The organism is Micromonospora sp. NPDC047467 (genome assembly GCF_040643095.1).
Classification (GTDB): Bacteria; Actinomycetota; Actinomycetes; order Mycobacteriales; family Micromonosporaceae; genus Micromonospora.
On the sequence record NZ_JBEYTO010000009.1, the window covers coordinates 1 to 17,302 of the forward strand.

A 17,302-nucleotide genomic window follows, 5' to 3' on the forward strand; every position below is an offset into this window, starting at 1 on the left:
AACAAAAAATTAGTTGAACAGCATCCTGACAACAAACAAATGTTGCCAAAGGAATCCCAACCAGCCAAACCATAAAGGCCCGACCAGTCCGGGGTATAAATCATAATTGGCACTGGCTTTACAAGCACCCTGTTGAGTTCTCAAAGAACAACCACACACCGATCAGAAAGCCCCAACCCGGGGCCCCATCACGGGGCTTTTCGTTCGCGTCCCCGGCGCTGTCCAGCGCCAGGCACTTTTACTACGTTACCCGCTGGTTTCCGCCGTGTCAAACCGGTGTTTCGCGGTTCGTCGTGCTTCGTACCGTATTGCGGGCACCATGTCTCGACCGGCTTGCGCCGCTCTCGTCACGGTGTTGGCAGGCCGGCCGTCGCGGTTTCCCGCTCACTCGCCCGTTTCCCTGCCGACTGCCTACCTTACCCGGTCGGTTTCGCCGCGCCAAATCCGCCTCGCGGCGTTTCGTGGGCACCACCCGGTCCGGGGATTCGGTCGGCGTAACCGCCCGACCCCGAGGTCGTCGCCGCGCTCCGGCCTTGCAGACTTTCGCCTGTTTCGTCCGTTCCGCGCTGGCAGAGAGAAAGTTACGCGTCCGGCGGGATGATCGTCAAATCCGCCGGACGCGTCCCCCGTCACACCGTCGACGGCCGACTATCCGCCCAGCTCAACGCCCGCGAAGGAACGCTTGCCGCGGCGCAGCACCAGGTATCGGCCGTGCAGCAGGTCAGCCGGCGACACCGCGGCGTCCACCTCGGTCACCCGGTTGTTGTTGACGTAGGCGCCGCCCTCGGCGATCACCCGCCGGGCCTCCTTGAGGCCGCTGACGAGGCCGGACTCCCGCAACAGACCCGCGACGTCCGGCAGATCGCCGGAGAGCCGCACCAGGCCCGCCTCGGTCAGCGCCGCGTGCAGCGTCTCCGGAGCCAGGTCGTCGAGCGAACCACGGCCGAACAGCGCCTGACTCGCGGCGACCGCCTGTCGGGTCTCCTCGGCGCCGTGCACCAGCATGGTCAACTCCTCGGCGAGCGCCCGCTGGGCCAACCGGGCGGCAGGGCGCTCGGCCGTCGCCTTCGCCAGCTCCTCCAGCTCGTCGCGCGAGCGGAAGCTGAAGTACCGCAGATAGCGGTCCACCTCGCGGTCCTCGACGTTGAGCCAGAACTGGTAGAACGCGTACGGGCTGGTCATCGTGGGGTCGAGCCAGACGGCGCCACCCTCGGTCTTGCCGAACTTCGTGCCGTCGGACTTGGTCACCAACGGCGTCGTGAACGCCTGCACCGGCCCCGCGCCGCGTCGGCGTACGTAGTCGACGCCGGCGGTGATGTTGCCCCACTGGTCGGAGCCACCGAACTGGAGCTGACAGCCGTGCCGGCGGTGCAGCTCGAAGAAGTCGTTGGCCTGCAACAGCTGGTAGCTGAACTCGGTGAAGCTGATGCCGGTCTCCAACCGGGCGCGCACCACCTCCCGCGCCAGCATCTTGTTGACCGGGAAGTGCTTGCCCACGTCGCGGAGGAACTCGACCACCGACATCTCGCCGGTCCAGCCCAGGTTGTTGACCAGCTGCGCCGCGTTGTCCCCCTCGTACGACACGAAGGGTGCGAGCTGCGCACGGATGCGCTCGACCCAGGCGGTGATCACCTCGGGCGGGTTGAGCGTGCGCTCGGCGGTCTCCTTCGGGTCACCGATCTGCCCGGTCGCCCCGCCGACCAGCAGCAACGGGCGGTGCCCGGCGAGTTGCAGCCGGCGGGCCATGGTGACCTGCATGAGGTGGCCGACGTGCAGGCTCGGCGCGGTGGGGTCGAAGCCCACGTAATAGGTGGCGGCGCTCCCACCGTCGAGCAGCTCGCGCAGCTCGTCGAGGCCGGTCGAGTCCTGGATCAGGCCACGCCAGAGCAGGTCATCGGTCAGGGAGGCCCGCCCGGAGGGCGGGAGGCTGCTGTCGGTCACGGTCACCGATTCTCCCCCATCGCCGGCGCCGACCCGTACCGGGTTTCGCGCAACCCGGCGCGGTTACGCTTGCCCCTTGTTGATCGAGGAGGGGTTTCCGTGGAGATACCGGACGTCACGGGTGGGCTCGTCGCCCTGCTCGGCCTGAAGTTCGAGGAGGCGACCGCCGATCAGGTGGTGATCAGTTGGCGGGTCCGGCCGGAGCTGCACCAGCCGTTCGGCATCCAGCACGGCGGCGTGTACTGCTCGGTGGTGGAGACCGCGGCCAGTGTCGGCGGCGCGCTCTGGCTGGCCGACCGGGGCACGGTCGTGGGGGTGTCGAACCAGACCGACTTCCTGCGGGCCGTCCGCGACGGCGAGCTGCGGGCGGTCGGCACTCCGGTGCACCGGGGCCGCAGCCAGCAGCTCTGGCAGGTGGAGATCACCGACGCCGACGAGCGGCTGGTCGCCCGTGGTCAGGTCCGGCTACAGAACCTCTCCAACGACTGAGCAGTCAGCTGCGGGCCTCGTCCAGCACCGGCTCGGCGTCGGTGTCGACGTCGGTGTCGGCCTCGTCGGGGAGCCTGCTCACGCGTACCTCGGTGATGGCCCGGTGGTCGATGCCGGCCACCATGAGCACCCAGCCGTCCAGGGTGACGTCCTCGCCGGCCACGGTGGGGATGTGCCCGAGGCGGGCCAGGACCAGCCCGGCGACCGTGGTGTAGTCGCCGGCCGGCCGCGACGGCAGCTCGACGCCGATGTCCGGCAGGTCGTGCACCGGGAAGGTGCCCGGCAGCAGCAGCGCGCCGTCCGCGTCGCGGCGCACCGAGTAGCCGTCCCGGTCGGTCTCGTCGTAGATCTCCCCGACGATCTCCTCCAGGATGTCCTCCAGCGTCACGATCCCGTCGACGGCGCCGCGCTCGTCCACGACCAGCGCGATGTGCTGCCGCTCGGCCTTGAACTGACGCAGCGCATCCACCACGGGCAGCGAGTCCGGCAACAGCATCGGGGGCCGGGCGATCTCGTCGACCGGGCGGTCGTCGGGCACTCCCACCAGGTCACGCAGGTGGATCACGCCGACCGTGTCGTCCAGGCCGCCGTGGCGCACCACCGGCGCCCGGGAGTGTCCGGTGGCGGCCAGCACCAGCCGCGCGGCCTCCGCGGTGGTCCCGCTGTCGAGCGTGAAGACCTGCAACCGGGGTACGAGGACAGCCCGCAACCGCCGGTCGGCGATCTCCACGGCGCCGGCGATGATGGTGCGCTGCTCCTTGGTGAAGCCGTGGTTGCCGGCGACGATGTCGCGCAGCTCGTCCGGGCCGATCTCCTCCGGCTCGTGCTTCGGGTTGAGCCCGACCAGCCGGACCACCAGGTCGCTGGTCGCGCCGAGCGCCCAGACGGCCGGCCGGGTGAACGTGGCGAGCAGGTCGAGCGGGCGGGCCACCAGCAGCGCCCAGCGCTCGGCGGACTGCATGGCGATCCGCTTGGGGGCCAGCTCGCCGAAGACCAGGGTGACGAAGGTCAGCGCGAGGGTGACCACCACGATCGCCACCGTCTCGGCCGCGCTCCCGAACGCCCCGAGCAGCGGTACGAGGGGCTTGGCCAGCGAGACCGCCGCCGCGGCGGAGGCCAGGAAGCCGGCCAGCGTGATGCCGATCTGGATGGTGGCCAGGAAACGGTTCGGGTCCTTCGCCAGCCGGGCCAGCACCCGCCCGCCCCGGCTGGTGCGTTCCAACCGCTGGATCTGGCTGTCCCGCAGCGACACCAACGCCATCTCACTGCCGGCGAAGAGCGCGTTGATGACGATCAGAATTCCGACCAGGGCCAGTTGGCTCCCGTAGCTCTGCACGCCCGGTTCGCTCCCTCTCCGGTGGTGGCACCGGCCGGTTCGCGCGGTGCCCGCCGGGCGGCCCCGCCCGGCGTACGCGTGTCTGTGCCCCGTCGGACGGCGGACGAATCCTGTTGGGTGGCGCTACGCGGAGCCGGAGGCGGGTGCGGCGGGCAGATCCAGAACGTACGAGTCGCCCTCGCGGCGGAAGCCGAGCCGGTGGTAGTAGGGGGCGAGCATGCCGGGCGGACTGACCACCCGGTGGAAACCCCGTTCGGTGAAGAGGCGGCTGCGCCGGTAGACGAACTCGCCGGGGGTGAAGTCACGGAACTTCGGGGTGACGTAGTCCAGGTCGATCTGGGCGACTCCGTGCGCCTCGGCGTGTGACAGCACCACGCCGACCACCTCGTCGGCGGTGACCACGAGGAAGGCGGAGCGGTTCGCGGCGGTCGGGTCCCAGTGGAAGTCGGGGTTGAAGCGGGCGATGTCCGGCCCGTGCACCCGCAGCGTGTGGGCCAGGAACTGGTCGTCGACGCCGACCTCCACCACCTGGTAGGTCTGCTCGTCGTGGCGGGTGGCGAGCATCGTCCGCAGGTACCAGATGTTGATCACCGCGAGGACGATGTTGAGCCCGACCATGGGCCAGACCTCGATGGCGGCGTTGTAGCCGATCAGCACGAGGCAGCCGACGAGATTGAGCGCCCGCAGCCGCAGGACACGGGACTGCAGCAGCGACCAGACCAGCACCGCGGAGCCGGCCCAGCCGACCAGATCCAACCAGTTCACCCCGCGAGACTAGTGCCCGCCCAGGTCAGGCCCATCGGTGGGCAGTTCGAGCAGCCATTCCTCGACGTCGACGCCGCGGCCGTTGGCGTACCCCGAGTCCTCGCCGACCACGACGAAGCCGCACTTGCGCAGCACCGCGAGGGAGGCGGCGTTGTCCTTGGCGGCGCGGGCGTGCACCGGCCGGGGCAACTCGGGCAGCAGGGCGGCCAGGGCCGCCGTGGCGTGACCCCGGCCCCAACGCGCCGGGTCGATCCAGTAGCTGACCTCGGTGCGGTCGCCCACCGGGAAGGCGGTGACGTGGCCGACGACCTCGCCGTCGACCTCGACGGTGCGGACCAGGTTCGCCGGGTCGGTGAGCACCCGCGCCCAGTGTCGGGCGAACTCGCGGTGGTCGGCCGGGTCGGCCGGGCCGAACGCGGCCATCCGGTTGGCCTCCGGATCCTGCTGGTGCAGGAAGAACTCCACGAGGTCGTCCGCGCCAACCGGGCGCAGCCGCAGGTCGGAAATCATCCGACGAGGGTACGCGGGACCCGTCCCCGGCGTCGCTACCGCGCGGTGACCGGCCTCACCTTCGCCGGCAGGTCCGTTCCACCGTCATAGGGGCCGTTGGTCCCGGGCTGGGCGGGCGCAACGCCCCTGCCGGGTGGGCCCACACGGCGGGAGGGTGGAGAGAGATGGCGTGCCCGAGACACGCCGCGCGAGGTAGGGGAGCTCACGGTGGCGAATACCGGCGTGCAGGGCCGGACGCTGGAGGACACCGTCGACGTGCCCGTCCCGGTCGGGCTTGACTCGGCGGAGGCCGCCGCCCGGTTGCGGGCGAACGGGCCCAACTCGGTGGCGCCGCCACCGCGCCGGCATGTGGCCGTACGGGTCCTGCGTCAGCTGACCGACCCGCTGGTGGCGTTGCTGCTCGCCGCGGCCGTGGTCACGACCGTGCTCGGCGACTACCCGGACACCGCGGTGATCCTCCTGGTCGTGCTGGTGAACACGGTCATCGGGTTGGTGCAGGAGATCCGCGCGGACCGGGCCATCGCGGCGCTGGGCCAACTCGCCGCCCCCGCCGCCCGGGTGGTGCGTGACGGCCGGGATCTGGCCGTTCCGGCCGCCGACCTGGTGCACGGCGATCTGGTCCGGATCGAGGCCGGTGACATCGTGCCGGCCGACCTGCTGCTGGTCGAGGCCAACCGTCTGCAACTGGACGAATCCGCGTTGAGCGGCGAGTCGGTGCCGGTGGGGCGGACCGTCGGCCAGGAGGCGCTGGCCGGGACGGTGGTCACCACCGGACGCGCGGACGGCACCGTGCTCCGGACGGGGCCGGCGAGCGCGTTGGGCCGGATCAGCACGCTGGTGGCGGGCACCCGTCCCTCGGCCACACCGTTGCAGCGCCGGCTCTCCGCTCTGGGCCGCACGCTCGGGCTGGTCGCGGTCGCGCTGTCCGGGCTGGTCTTCGCGATCGGGGTGATCAGCGGCCGACCGGTCGTGGAGATGGCCGTCACAGCGGTGAGCCTGGTCGTCGCGGCCGTGCCCGAGTCGCTGCCGGCGGTGGTGACCCTGGCGTTGGCGCTTGGCGCACGCCGGATGGCCGCATCGAAGGCCATCCCGCGCCGGCTGCACGCGGTGGAAACCCTCGGCTCGGTGACGGTGATCGCCTCCGACAAGACCGGCACCCTCACCGAGGGCCGGATGGCGGTGCAGCAGGTCGTCACCACCGACGGGGCGCGGTACCAGGTCACCGGCAGTGGGTACGCCCCACACGGCGCCGTACATCGGGATGGCGCCGCGGTGGCCGTACCGGAGGAGCTGCGCCGACTGGCGCGGGCCGGGCTGCTCTGCAACGACGCCGCCCTGTCACCCCCGGACGACGAGCGACCCGACTGGGGCGCCGTGGGCGACCCCCTCGAAGCGGCGCTCGTCGCCTTCGCCGCCCGGTCCGGCCTCGACCCGCAGACCACCCGCGGCGCCTGGCCGCGGGTCGCCGAACACCCCTTCGACCAGGCCCAACGCCGGATGGTCACCGCGCACCGGTCCTGCGACCAGCGCTACCTCGTGGTCTGCAAGGGCGCCCCGGAGAGTGTCCTCAACTCGACCCTGCTCGACGCCACCGACGACGAGATCGCCGCGCTGACCCGCAGCGCCCACCAGCTCGCCGCCGAAGGGCTGCGGGTGCTCGCCGTCGCCGCCGCCCTGGTGGAGACACTGCCGGACCTCGCCGCACCGACCGGCCTGCGCCCGCTGGGGCTGACCGCCGTCGGCGACCCGCTGCGCGCCGGCGCCCCCGAGATCGCCGACAGCCTCGACACCGCCGGGGTACGGCTGCTGCTGATCACCGGGGATCACCCGGCCACCGCCGCCGCGATCGGCTCGCAGCTCGGCCTGTGGCGAGACGGTGACCCCCTCGCCCGGGGCGACGACGGATCGACGCCGGCGCACCCCGACACCCGGGTGTTCGCCCGGACCCAGCCGGAACAGAAGCTCGACATCATCGCCGACCTGCAGTCCCGTGGACACGTGGTGGCGATGACCGGTGACGGGGTCAACGACGCGCCAGCGCTGCGCCGCGCCGACATCGGGGTGGCGATGGGCGGCGGCACCGAGGTCGCCCGGCAGGCCGCCGACCTGGTGCTGGTCGACGACGACCTGTCCACCGTCACCGCCGCCATCGGCGAGGGCCGGCGCATCTACGACAACATCCGCCGGTTCCTGCGGTACGCCCTCGCCGGCGGAGTGGCCGAGATCCTGGTGATGCTGGTCGGCCCGCTATTCGGGTTGGCCGTGCCGCTGCAACCCGCGCAGATCCTCTGGGTGAACCTGCTGACCCACGGGGTGCCCGGGGTGGCCCTTGGCGCGGAGCCGGCCGAACCCGGCACGCTGCGTCGAGCACCCCGCTCGCCGCAGGAGTCGGTGCTCGGCGCCGGGCTGGGCCGGGACGTCCTGGTCACCGGCGCGCTGATCGCCGCCGTGGTGCTCGGTGCCGGCGTGGTCGCCGCCGCCCAGGACCTGCCCTGGCAGTCAGTGGTCTTCGTGGTGCTGGGGCTGGCCCAGCTCGGCGTCGCGCTGGCGGTGCGGGCACCCCGCCCCGCCGGTACGCGACGCGGCAACCCCGGCCTCCTCGTCGCCGTCGCGGTGTCGGCGCTGCTCCAGGTCGGCGGGGTGCTGCTCGCCCCGCTGCGCGACCTGCTCGACACCGAACCGCTGACGCCGACCGTGCTGCTGGCCTGCGCGGCCGCCAGCGCCCTGCCCGGCCTGGTGCTGCGGCTGACCCGCCGCCGCCCGACGCCGCCGTCGGCACCGTCCGACGATGCTGTGGACGGCACCGCCGGGCTGCAGTCGCAACGCTCGGACGCCGCCGAAGGGCAGCTGCGGCACGCGGATGCCGGGCCGCAGTCGCGGCGCTCGGACGCCACCGACGGGTCGCGCTAGACGGACACCGGGCCGCCGTCGTCGGCACGCGGACGCCTTCTGGCGGCGGTCGCGGGCCGGCGACGGGACCAATGGCCCCCCGCCTTCTACCCTCCTGCCCTGATCATCGGGCCGACGCCGTAGGAGAATGGAGTTCGAACGAAGGAGGAACGTGATGACCAAGCGATCCGGTGCCCCCGTGGTGGTGGCTGTTGACGGTTCGACATCAGCGCTGGAGGCGGTGCGGGTCGCCGCCCGGGAGGCCTCAACGCGAGGCCGGGCGCTGCGCGTGGTGCACGCGTTCATCTGGCCGCTCTACGAGGTGCCGCTGACCCCGGCACCGGGCGCTCCCGCCGACGCCGGGTTCCGCGCCCAGGCCGAGAAGCTCGTCGCCGAAGCGGTGACCGAGGCCAGCAAGGTCGCTCCGGACCTCACCGTCACCGGCGCCGTGGTCGACGGCGCGGCCACGCCGGTGCTGCTGGCCGAGGCCAGGGACGCGAAGCTGCTGGTGCTCGGCAGCCGGGGCCTGGGCGGGTTCGGCGGGCTGCTGCTCGGCTCGGTGGCGGTGCAGGTCTCCGCCCGCGCCGACTGCCCGGTGCTCGTCGTCAAGGGTGAGGCCCGCGCCGACGGGCCGGTCGTGGTCGGGGTCGACGGCTCGACGCTGTCCGCCGAGGCGCTGGGCTTCGCGTACGAGGCCGCCTCGTTGCGGGGCACCAACCTGGTGGCCGTGCACGGCTGGACCATCCCCGTCCCGCCGAGCGACCTCCTGCCGCTGGGCTACGACGTGCAGGCGCTCGCCGGCGAAGAGGAGCGCGTCCTCGCCCAGGCGCTCGCCGGCTGGTCCGAGCAGTACCCGGACGTGCACGTACGGCAGCGGGTGGCGTACGGCGCGCCCGCCCGGCTGCTTGTGGAGGAGTCGGCCGCGGCGCAGCTCACCGTCGTCGGGGCACGCGGCCGGGGCGCGCTGGCCGGCGTACTGCTCGGCTCGGTGAGCCACGCGGTGCTGCACCACTCGGCGAGCCCGGTGGCGGTCGTCCGGCAGAGCCGCAAGAGCTGACCCCGTCGTTTCGTCCGCGCCGGCCGCTCTCCGGTCGGCGCGGACCCGTGTTCGGTGCTCGCGCCGGCCGGAGCCGTTGGGTTGGTCCGTGCCGGCGCGTTCGGCGGCGCGGCAGCGGCGCGCCCCCGACAATGAGCTGACCGACCCTGGGAGAGCTGATGAATCGACCTGTCGTGGTGGGTGTGGACGGATCGCCGTCCAGCCTCGTCGCCGCGGAGCACGCCGCCCACGCCGCGCAGCTCCGGTCCCGGCCGCTGCTGCTGGTGCACGGCTACCTGCACCCGCTCGGCTACGGCGTGCCGCTCAACCCGTACGACCTCGGGGTTCCGGCGCCCTCCGAGGAGGCGCAGAAGATGTTGGAGCGTACGGCGGCGGACCTCGCCGACCGGTGGCCGGGCCTCACCGTCGAGGTGCGCCAGGTCGCGGGTGGGCCCGGTGCCACCATGGTCGAGGAGTCTCGCCGGGCCGATCTCGTCGTGGTGGGCAGTCGAGGGTTGGGCGGGTTCGTCGGGCTGCTGCTCGGTTCGGTGGGTGCGCAGGTGGCCGCGCACGCGCACTGCCCGGTGCTGGTGGTCCGCCCGGACGAGCAGGCGATCGGTGTGGACGCGCCGGTGCTGGTCGGCGTGGACGGGTCCGAGGCGTCCCGGCTCGCCGTCGGCTACGGCGCCGTCGAGGCGACGCTACGGAAGGTCCCGCTGGTGCTGGTGCACATCAGCCCGCTGGAGGAGGACCGCCCGGTGCCGGAGGAGATCGAGGAGTCGCTGGCCGCGCACCAGGCCGAGGCGGTGCGGCTGCTGGCCGACGCCTCGGCCACGGTGCGCGCCGAGCATCCCGACCTGGTGGTGCGGGAACATCCGGTCCGGGCGGCCGACGCGACCCAGGGGCTCGTCGAGGCCAGCGGCACGGCGTCGCTGCTGGTCGTGGGCACCCGGGGCCGGCACGGGTTGACCGGTCTGCTGCTCGGCTCGGTCAGCCAGGCGGTGATCCAGCACGCACACTGCCCGGTGCTTGTCGCCCACCCGGTCAGTTGACCGGGCCGTCTCCCCGACCGAGCATCTGGAGGAAGTCGGTGGTGAGGGCGAACGGGTCGGCTGGGCCGCTGGCGGGTGGCCGGCGCTCGACCTGGTCGGCCAACTCGCCGCCGGCACGCTGGATCCTGCCCCGCAGGGCGCCGTCCGCGGTGCCACCGGACCAGTCCTCCGGTGCGGCGAAGACCGAGGTGGGGACCACCACCGCCCGCAGGTAGCTGAACATCGGGCGGATGGCGTGCTCCAGGGCCAGCGAGTGCCGGGCGGTGCCGCCGGTGGCGCCGATGAGCACCGGCCGGTCGACCAGTGACTCGCCCTCCAACACGTCGAAGAAGGACTTGAACAGCCCGTTGTACGAGGCGTTGAAGATCGGCGTCACGGCGATGATCCCGTCGGCCCCGGTCACCGCCTCGGTGGCCTCGCGCAGCGCCGCCGGCGGGAACCCGGTGAGCATGTTGTTCACCACGTCGTGGGCGTACTCCCGCAGGTCGACGACGCGTAGTTGCACGGTGGAGCCGCGCCGGACCAGCTCGTCGCGGGTCGCCGCGGCGAGCTGGTCGGCGAGCAGCCGGGTGGACGAGGGCTGGCTCAGCCCCGCCGAGACCACGGCCAGGGTGCGCTGGCTCATCGGGACACCTCGGGCGCCTTGCCCGTGACGTCGTCGACGGCGTGCACGGTGCTGTCCGTGCCGCCGCCCGCCGCGGCGACAAGCGAGGCGTGCGTGGGCGCCTCCGGCACGTGCGCCGGGCGCAGCGAGTCGAACTCCTTGCGCAGCACCGGCACGACCTCCTCGCCGAGCAGGTCGAGCTGCTCCAGCACCGTCTTCAGCGGCAGCCCCGCGTGGTCCATCAGGAACAGCTGGCGCTGGTAGTCACCGACGTACTCGCGGAAGCCCAGTGTGCGGTCGATGACCTGCTGCGGGCTGCCCACGGTCAGCGGGGTCTCCCTGGTGAACTCCTCCATCGACGGCCCGTGGCCGTAGACCGGGGCGTTGTCGAAGTACGGCCGGAACTCCCGGACCGCGTCCTGCGAGTTGCGGCGCATGAACACCTGCCCGCCGAGGCCGACGATGGCCTGGTCGGCGGAGCCGTGGCCGTAGTGCGCAAACCGCTCGCGGTAGAGCCCGACCATCCGCTGGGTGTGCTCCTTGGGCCAGAAGATGTGGTTGGCGAAGAACCCGTCGCCGTAGTAGGCGGCCTGCTCGGCGATCTCCGGGCTGCGGATCGATCCGTGCCAGACGAACGGCGGCACGCCGTCGAGCGGGCGCGGCGTCGAGGTGAACGACTGCAGCGGCGTGCGGTGGCGGCCCTTCCAGTCGACCACGTCCTCGCGCCACAGCCGGCGCAGCAGGTCGTAGTTCTCGATCGCGAGGGGGATGCCGGCGCGGATGTCCTTGCCGAACCACGGGTAGACCGGGCCGGTGTTGCCGCGACCCATCATCAGGTCGACCCGGCCGTCGGCCAGGTGCTGGAGCATCGCGTAGTCCTCGGCGATCTTCACCGGGTCGTTGGTGGTGATCAGCGTGGTCGCGGTGGACAGCAGCAGCCGCTCGGTGCGCGCCGCGATGTGGCCGAGCATGGTGGTCGGTGACGACGGGACGAACGGCGGGTTGTGGTGCTCGCCGGTGGCGAACACGTCCAGCCCGACCTCTTCGGCCTTGAGCGCGATGGCGACCATCGCCTTGATCCGCTCATGCTCGGTCGGCTCCCGACCGGTGGTCGGATCGACCGTGACATCCCCGACGGTGAAGACTCCGAACTGCATGACCAGCTCCTCGCGTGTCGACCGGGCCCTGGTGGATTACCCGGACGCTCCGGTCAACATACTTGACGAGTCAACTATTCCGTCAACCGCCCGCCACCGACGGCAGCACCTGCACCTGGGCGCCCGCACCGACCGGCGTGGCCAGCCCGCCGGAGTGCCGGCAATCTTCCCCGTCGACGTAGACGTTGACGTATCGACGCAGCTCGCCACGCTCGTCGCGGATCCGCCGGGCCAACCGGGGGTGGGCGGCGGCCAACTCGTCGAGGACCGCCCGCAGCGTGCCACAGGCGTCGACGTCGAGCCGGCTGGCGCCGCCGGCCTCGCCGCGCAGCGGACCGGGCAGCAGCACGGTGACCACTCAGATCACCGCGGCCCGGACGCAGAGCACGTCGGGCAGGTGCGCCGCCACCTGTGACCAGGAGTCGCCCTCGTCGCGACTGGCATAGACCTCGCCGGAGCGGGTGCCGAAGTAGACCCCGCCCGGGGTGGAGTCGTCGGCGCACATCGCGTCGCGCAGCACCGCCGGATAGAACGGCCCATCCGGCAACCCCACCGACAGTGGCTCCCACTTGCCCCCGGCGTCGACCGAGCGGTACACCCGGCAGCGGTGGTCGGCCGGGAACCGCACGCTGTCGGCCACCAGCGGGAACGTCCACACCACGCCGGCCCGACCCGGGTGGGCCACCATCGGGAAACCGAAGTCGCTGGGCAGCCCGTCAGCGATGGACGACCAGGTGCGGCCGTCGTCGTCGGAGCGGTAGACGCCGTGGTGATTCTGCGCGTAGAGCCGGTCGGGGTCGCCGGCGTCCCGGGCGACCTTGTGCACGCACTGGCCGAACTCCGGCCACTCGTCGGGCAGGAAGTAGGCGCGGATGCCGGTGTTGGCCGGAGCCCAAGTCGCCCCCGCGTCCTGCGAGCGGTAGACCCCGCCGGTGGACATGGCGACCAGCAGGCGAGCCGGGTCACGCGGGTGGGGCAGCACGGTGTGCACGGCCTGGCCGCCGAACCCTTCGTCCCACTGCGGCCGGTGCGGATGGTCCCAGAGCGAGCGGACCAACTCGAAGCTGCGACCGCCGTCGGCGGAGCGGAACAGCGCCGAGGGCTCGGTGCCTGCCCAGACCACGTCCGGCTCGTCGGGACCGGCCGGCATCAGCTGCCAGACCCGCCCCAGGGCCGCGCCCGTGTCGGACGGGAACGCGATGGGCGCCTGGTCGGGCTCGGCCCAGGAGGCGCCGAGGTCGTCGCTCGTGGCGACGCTGGGGCCGAAGTGTGAGCTGGTCATCCCGACGAGCAGCCGGGGGGCGGAACGCCGGGTGTCGACCGCCACCGCGTAGACACCCGTCATCGGAAAGTGCGGGCCGGTGATCTCCCAACTGTGCCGGTCGTCGGCGCTGGTGGCGAGAAACAGCCCCTTGGCCGTGCCGATCGCGAGCAGCGTTGCCATGACGTCCTCCGAACCGTCCTCGGGTAGGTGCGGTGATTATGGCCACACCCCCCGACACATCCGGTCAGGCACACGCCGACAGTCACGCTCGGCGGCAGGCCCGGCCACACGCCGTCAGCACCGCCGCCGGTTTGCCGATCTCCGCCACCCGGCGTTTCCTTGACCGGTGGACTACTCGTGGCTGCACGCCCCCGCCGCCGAGGTGCCCGAGACGGCGCGGGCGCTGCTGGGATGGGAGATCTCGACCGGCGGCGTCCGGGTCCGGCTGACCGAGGTCGAGGCGTACGCGGGGACCGGCGAGGACCCCGCCTCGCACGCTCACCGGGGGCCAACTCCCCGGACCACTGTCATGTTCGGGCCGGCGGGGCACGCGTACACCTACTTCGTGTTCGGGGTTCACTGGTGCCTGAACATCGTCTGCGGCCGTACGGGAGAGGCGGCGGCGGTCCTGCTGCGGGCGGGTGAGGTCGTCGACGGATTCGACCTCGCCCGCAAACGTCGAGGGGAGGTCGCCGACCGCGACCTGGCGCGTGGGCCAGCCCGGCTGGTGGTCGCGCTGGGAGTCACCGCGGAGGCGAACGGAACCTCCGTGCTCGACGGCAGCGGTCCGCTTCTGTTGCTCCCGCCGACACGCCCGGTTGCCCCGTCGGCGATCTCTGCCGGGCCCCGGGTGGGAGTAGCCGCCGCCCACGACGTCCCCTGGCGCTTCTGGATCACCGACGACCCGACGGTCAGCGCCTACCGCCGTCACGCACCCCGAAACCGCAGGGGTGGCGGACCCGCCCGTCGCTAGAACGGCCACCACGAGCAAACGGCTGACCAGCAGCGCTGCCACGGCACCTGGTCGGGCTACTCGGGGAAGAAGCGGCGGAGGCGGGCCTCGTCGAGGAGAACGCCGAAACGCTGGTGCATGGCGTCCCCGACAACGCGGCTGACCAGGGTGGCGCGGGCGTTGTGCTCGGCGGCAGCGACCGCCTCGGTGACGGCGTCGCCGAGGGTCAGGTTGTCGGTGGCGCGCTTCGCCACGGTGCTGATCTCGATCGACTGGAGGGCGCCGAGGCCGTTGACGGTGGCGGTGACGCCGCCGTCGAGGGCGGTGCCGGTGAAGGTCTCGCCCTGGACGTCGCTGACGAGGCCCTGGACGCGGCGTTGGAGGCCCTCGGGATCGGCCACCAGGTCGCGCAGCGCCTCGACGGTCTCGTACGGGTCCCTCGTCGTCACGTCTACACCCTGCCACTGCGGATGAGCTCGGCCGGATCGAGGTGCGTGAGCCGGTCGGGGAAGTCGCCCACCTGGGCCGTGAACTGTTCGGCGGCGACCAGCCGAGCCGCGGCGATCGCCTCCACACAGACCTCGCCGAGCTCCCCCGCGTCGAGGTCGCGCATGGCGTGCGGGCTGATGTACGTCTTGACGACCGTGCGGCCGAGGGAGACCGTCGCCTCCACGTAGCCGCGCTGGTCCGTCGCCGACGCCGTCTGGCTCATCAGTTCGGTCAGGCCGGCCTGGAAGTCACGCGCCGCGTCGGTGAGCTTCTGCGGTGCGCTGTCGCTGCGGTAGTGGCGCTCACTGGTGTCGAGGAACCGTTCGACGAACTCGTTCACGGGGGATCAGCTCCGGTCCAGGAGGAGGGTCAGCGCGATGAAGGCCGGCCCCTGCGACAGTGCCGCCAGCCACCAGAGGCCGACCCGCGCGAGGCCGAGCTGGCCCGGCGGGTACCGCTTGCGGGTCTCGGCGTCCGGGAAACGGTGAAACAGCACGATCGCGGTGACCGCGATCGCCAGGCCGAGCGCGGCGACGAGCCAGCCGGCGACCTCGGACGGGCCGAGCAGCAGATAGGCCGCGATGCCGGAGACGACGAACGCCAGGGCGAGCAGCGGCAGCACCCGGGCCAGGGCGCGGTTGCGCTGGGCGCGGAGGTCGGTCATGACGGCTGCCGCACCGGGTCGGGGACCTTGGTGTTCGTCCAACCGCCGCCCTCCCAGGTCTGGATCTCGGTCATCCGCTGCGGGGTGAGCGCGGCGGAGTTGACGGTCATCTCGGTGCTCTGCTGCCCGAAGTATCCGTTGAGCTTCTGTGTCTCGGTGACGACCGCGCCGTTGGTCACCGCCACGGCGGCGGCGACGCCGGCGACCTCGACGATCAGGGCACCGACCTCCAGCACGTACTGCGCGGAGAGCGTCCAGCCGAGCGCCTCGCGCGTGATCGGCTCCGGGTCGAGGGCTGCGGCGACGAGCCCGCCGGTGATGATGGCGGTGCCGACGAGGTAGCTCGCGTCGGCGAACGACATCACCACCCCCATCGTCAGGCACTGGTTCTTGAGTTCGCTGACCAGCGTGGAGAGCTGGTTGACGGCCGGATCGAACTGGTTGGCGACGTAGTTGAGGAACGCGTTGGCGCCCTCGCCCTCCCATTTCGCCTCGTTGACGACCCGCTCGGCGAGCGGAAGGACCTGCGCGGCGGCGAGCGACAGGTGCTGCTCCAGCTCACCCCACCCGCCGGCCGCGTCGAAGTAGGGGAACGGGTCCTTGAGCAGGGCCAGCGCGGCGATACCGGCGAAGTGGACAAAGAGCGCCGGGATCGCGGCGGCGGCGACCATCAGGCCGACTGTCGCGGTTTCCAGGGCGATGATGATGCCGGTCTCCGCGGCGACGAACCGGGCCATCTCGCCGACGCTGGGCGACGTCGACATCTCGCGCGGCACGGGGAAGGCCGGCGCCGGGATCGCCGTGCCGCCGAACAGCTTGGCGTTCTCGGCTTCCTGGCCCTCGTAGTGGTTGGCCACCCGGAGCAGGGCACTGCCGATCGCGGTGAACACGTCGGCGCACGCGCGTGCGCCGAGGTCGGCGGCGGTGTAGGCGGCCGAGTACGTCTCGGTGGACCCGCAGTCAGGGGTCGGGATCGCCGTGCTCGGGATCGAGCACCTGGGCAGGGCCCTGCCCACATCGTCGTGCAGCTGCCTGCCGTACTCCAGGTAGGCCTTGGCCGCGCCGCGCAGGGCCTGCGTCTCCACCGACGTCGTCAATCTGCTCTCCCCCGCAGGTCAGCAGTCGGTCGGACGCTACCACCGCGACCGGTCACCCAGGGGCAGGCTTTGAACGTTCTGTTGACAAGGTTACGTTCATAGGGTGTGCTCGGGACATGACGACCACGGATGACCCGTTCACCGCGCCCGACCCGGCGCGGCTCCGCGCCCACCGCACCCACGAGGCGCTACAGCGCATCAGCGAGCGACACGCCGGCACCGGCGCGCGGCGAGGGCGCTGGGCCCACCCGTACGTGCTGGACCCGTGGGAGGCGGTCGCCCTGGTCACCGCACTGGCCGCCGGCGGGGCCGAACGGGAGCCGACGGAGGAACCGGTCGACGCCGCCGACCTCACCGCCGCGCTGACCCTGCTGCCGCACGTCCGCGCCGAACTCGACGCGCTGGAGGCGGGGCTGCTGACCCTGGCCCGCGACCGGGGGCTCACCTGGCAGTCCATCGCGTACGGGCTGGGGCTGGGCAGCGCGCAGGCCGCCCGGCAGCGCTACGAGCGGGTCGCCGCCCGCTCCGCCGAGCAGACCGCCGATCCCGCACCGCGACAGGAGGGCTGACCGGCGCACCGGGCCGGTGAGGGGGCACGCCCCGGGGTCAGGTCGGCTTGTCGCGCGCCGGGTGACGCTCGGGCGGGCACACTGTGCCCACGACGATTCCGGGAGGAGATCCATGGACCGCGCGGAGATGCTGACGTACTGCCTGGCCAAGCCGGGGGCGTGGCTGGACCGGCCGTGGGAGAACGACGAGGTGGTGAAGGTCGGCAGCCGGATCTTCGCCTTCCTCGGCAACGGCGACGGTCAGCCGACGGTCGGCGTGAAGTGCGGCGCGACCCGCGAGATCGCCGACGAGTGGCTGCACCGCCACCCCGACGACGCCCGCCCGATGGCCTACATCGGCCGGTCCGGGTGGAACACGCTGCGCCTCGACGGCGGAATCGACCCCGACGAGCTGACCGAGGCGGTCGACTCGTCGTACGACATGGTGGTGGCCAAGCTCCCGAAGCGCGAGCGCCCGACGGCCTGAACCGGCCGTGGCGCCGGAAGCG

19 protein-coding genes are annotated in these 17,302 nt (G+C 72.3%); 7 read left to right on the forward strand and 12 right to left on the reverse strand.

What is annotated here, in order from left to right:
* Positions 1 to 648: 648 nt before the first annotated feature.
* A complete protein-coding gene (gene tyrS / locus ABZ780_RS23750; protein WP_357487669.1) occupies positions 649 to 1,941 on the reverse strand; it encodes a tyrosine--tRNA ligase in 1,293 nt (430 codons plus the stop codon).
* 99 nt (positions 1,942 to 2,040) lie between these two features.
* Between tyrS and ABZ780_RS23755 the strand changes: the two genes are divergently transcribed.
* Complete coding sequence (locus ABZ780_RS23755) at positions 2,041 to 2,430, forward strand: PaaI family thioesterase (RefSeq protein ID WP_357006731.1); 390 nt, start codon at positions 2,041 to 2,043, stop codon at positions 2,428 to 2,430.
* Positions 2,431 to 2,434: 4 nt separating this feature from the next.
* Here the strand turns inward: ABZ780_RS23755 and ABZ780_RS23760 are convergent, their stop codons facing one another.
* The 3 genes from ABZ780_RS23760 to ABZ780_RS23770 all read right to left on the reverse strand — a co-directional run bounded on the left by ABZ780_RS23760 (position 2,435) and on the right by ABZ780_RS23770 (position 5,041).
* Positions 2,435 to 3,766: a hemolysin family protein gene (locus ABZ780_RS23760; RefSeq protein WP_357006728.1), complete on the reverse strand. Its 1,332-nt coding sequence runs from the start codon at positions 3,764 to 3,766 to the stop codon at positions 2,435 to 2,437.
* A 123-nt stretch (positions 3,767 to 3,889) separates the two neighbouring features.
* The gene (locus ABZ780_RS23765; RefSeq protein ID WP_357487540.1) at positions 3,890 to 4,531 is read right to left on the reverse strand and encodes a hypothetical protein; all 642 of its coding nucleotides are present in this window, start codon (positions 4,529 to 4,531) and stop codon (positions 3,890 to 3,892) included.
* 9 nt (positions 4,532 to 4,540) lie between these two features.
* Entirely contained in the window at positions 4,541 to 5,041 is a 501-nt protein-coding gene (locus ABZ780_RS23770) for a GNAT family N-acetyltransferase (RefSeq protein ID WP_357006723.1), read from the reverse strand.
* Positions 5,042 to 5,248: 207 nt separating this feature from the next.
* On the opposite strand from ABZ780_RS23770, the gene ABZ780_RS23775 reads away from it, so the two are divergent.
* From ABZ780_RS23775 to ABZ780_RS23785, 3 genes are all read left to right on the forward strand, one after another.
* Positions 5,249 to 7,951 carry a cation-transporting P-type ATPase gene (locus ABZ780_RS23775; RefSeq protein ID WP_357487541.1) on the forward strand — a complete coding sequence of 901 codons (2,703 nt, stop codon included), beginning with the start codon at positions 5,249 to 5,251 and terminating at the stop codon, positions 7,949 to 7,951.
* A gap of 154 nt (positions 7,952 to 8,105) precedes the next feature.
* Positions 8,106 to 8,987 (forward strand): universal stress protein, encoded by an 882-nt coding sequence (locus tag ABZ780_RS23780; RefSeq protein WP_357006717.1) that lies wholly within the window; start codon positions 8,106 to 8,108, stop codon positions 8,985 to 8,987.
* Between the two features lie 158 nt (positions 8,988 to 9,145).
* Positions 9,146 to 10,018, forward strand: a complete 873-nt coding sequence (locus tag ABZ780_RS23785) for a universal stress protein (RefSeq protein WP_357487542.1) — start codon at positions 9,146 to 9,148, stop codon at positions 10,016 to 10,018.
* Here ABZ780_RS23785 and ABZ780_RS23790 read toward each other — a convergent pair.
* From ABZ780_RS23790 to ABZ780_RS23805, 4 genes are all read right to left on the reverse strand, one after another.
* On the reverse strand, positions 10,011 to 10,643 hold the full coding sequence (locus ABZ780_RS23790) for an FMN reductase (RefSeq protein ID WP_357006711.1): 633 nt from the start codon (positions 10,641 to 10,643) through the stop codon (positions 10,011 to 10,013). The genes ABZ780_RS23785 and ABZ780_RS23790 overlap by 8 nt on opposite strands.
* Positions 10,640 to 11,779, reverse strand: a complete 1,140-nt coding sequence (locus ABZ780_RS23795; RefSeq protein WP_357006708.1) for an LLM class flavin-dependent oxidoreductase — start codon at positions 11,777 to 11,779, stop codon at positions 10,640 to 10,642. Before ABZ780_RS23795 ends, ABZ780_RS23790 begins: the two co-directional genes overlap by 4 nt.
* An 82-nt stretch (positions 11,780 to 11,861) precedes the next feature.
* Positions 11,862 to 12,137 carry a ubiquitin-like small modifier protein 1 gene (locus ABZ780_RS23800; RefSeq protein ID WP_357487543.1) on the reverse strand — a complete coding sequence of 92 codons (276 nt, stop codon included), beginning with the start codon at positions 12,135 to 12,137 and terminating at the stop codon, positions 11,862 to 11,864.
* Positions 12,138 to 13,223, reverse strand: coding sequence for an exo-alpha-sialidase (locus tag ABZ780_RS23805; protein WP_357487544.1), 1,086 nt, complete (start codon positions 13,221 to 13,223; stop codon positions 12,138 to 12,140).
* A gap of 166 nt (positions 13,224 to 13,389) precedes the next feature.
* Between ABZ780_RS23805 and ABZ780_RS23810 the strand changes: the two genes are divergently transcribed.
* Positions 13,390 to 14,016 carry a DNA-3-methyladenine glycosylase gene (locus ABZ780_RS23810; RefSeq protein WP_357006700.1) on the forward strand — a complete coding sequence of 209 codons (627 nt, stop codon included), beginning with the start codon at positions 13,390 to 13,392 and terminating at the stop codon, positions 14,014 to 14,016.
* A gap of 56 nt (positions 14,017 to 14,072) precedes the next feature.
* Here the strand turns inward: ABZ780_RS23810 and ABZ780_RS23815 are convergent, their stop codons facing one another.
* The 4 genes from ABZ780_RS23815 to ABZ780_RS23830 are packed head-to-tail and all read right to left on the reverse strand — an operon-like array spanning position 14,073 to position 16,245.
* The gene (locus ABZ780_RS23815; RefSeq protein ID WP_357487545.1) at positions 14,073 to 14,444 is read right to left on the reverse strand and encodes a YbaB/EbfC family nucleoid-associated protein; all 372 of its coding nucleotides are present in this window, start codon (positions 14,442 to 14,444) and stop codon (positions 14,073 to 14,075) included.
* A gap of 2 nt (positions 14,445 to 14,446) precedes the next feature.
* Positions 14,447 to 14,824 (reverse strand): YbaB/EbfC family nucleoid-associated protein, encoded by a 378-nt coding sequence (locus tag ABZ780_RS23820; RefSeq protein WP_357487546.1) that lies wholly within the window; start codon positions 14,822 to 14,824, stop codon positions 14,447 to 14,449.
* A gap of 6 nt (positions 14,825 to 14,830) precedes the next feature.
* Positions 14,831 to 15,148, reverse strand: a complete 318-nt coding sequence (locus ABZ780_RS23825; RefSeq protein WP_357487547.1) for a hypothetical protein — start codon at positions 15,146 to 15,148, stop codon at positions 14,831 to 14,833.
* A complete protein-coding gene (locus ABZ780_RS23830; RefSeq protein ID WP_357487548.1) occupies positions 15,145 to 16,245 on the reverse strand; it encodes a hypothetical protein in 1,101 nt (366 codons plus the stop codon). Before ABZ780_RS23830 ends, ABZ780_RS23825 begins: the two co-directional genes overlap by 4 nt.
* A 116-nt stretch (positions 16,246 to 16,361) precedes the next feature.
* Between ABZ780_RS23830 and ABZ780_RS23835 the strand changes: the two genes are divergently transcribed.
* Complete coding sequence (locus ABZ780_RS23835) at positions 16,362 to 16,814, forward strand: DNA-binding protein (RefSeq protein WP_357487549.1); 453 nt, start codon at positions 16,362 to 16,364, stop codon at positions 16,812 to 16,814.
* Between the two features lie 112 nt (positions 16,815 to 16,926).
* Positions 16,927 to 17,280 carry an MmcQ/YjbR family DNA-binding protein gene (locus ABZ780_RS23840; protein ID WP_357006681.1) on the forward strand — a complete coding sequence of 118 codons (354 nt, stop codon included), beginning with the start codon at positions 16,927 to 16,929 and terminating at the stop codon, positions 17,278 to 17,280.
* Positions 17,281 to 17,302 lie beyond the last annotated feature (22 nt).

Excerpts from the sequence above, each read along its gene's own strand:
- ABZ780_RS23825 (WP_357487547.1), bottom strand. The coding sequence starts at position 15,148 with ATGACCGACCTCCGCGCCCAGCGCAACCGCGCCCTGGCCCGGGTGCTG.
- ABZ780_RS23780 (WP_357006717.1), top strand. The coding sequence starts at position 8,106 with ATGACCAAGCGATCCGGTGCCCCCGTGGTGGTGGCTGTTGACGGTTCG.
- ABZ780_RS23790 (WP_357006711.1), bottom strand. The coding sequence starts at position 10,643 with ATGAGCCAGCGCACCCTGGCCGTGGTCTCGGCGGGGCTGAGCCAGCCC.
- ABZ780_RS23785 (WP_357487542.1), top strand. The coding sequence starts at position 9,146 with ATGAATCGACCTGTCGTGGTGGGTGTGGACGGATCGCCGTCCAGCCTC.
- ABZ780_RS23805 (WP_357487544.1), bottom strand. The coding sequence starts at position 13,223 with ATGGCAACGCTGCTCGCGATCGGCACGGCCAAGGGGCTGTTTCTCGCC.
- ABZ780_RS23795 (WP_357006708.1), bottom strand. The coding sequence starts at position 11,779 with ATGCAGTTCGGAGTCTTCACCGTCGGGGATGTCACGGTCGATCCGACC.
- ABZ780_RS23770 (WP_357006723.1), bottom strand. The coding sequence starts at position 5,041 with ATGATTTCCGACCTGCGGCTGCGCCCGGTTGGCGCGGACGACCTCGTG.
- ABZ780_RS23840 (WP_357006681.1), top strand. The coding sequence starts at position 16,927 with ATGGACCGCGCGGAGATGCTGACGTACTGCCTGGCCAAGCCGGGGGCG.
- ABZ780_RS23835 (WP_357487549.1), top strand. The coding sequence starts at position 16,362 with ATGACGACCACGGATGACCCGTTCACCGCGCCCGACCCGGCGCGGCTC.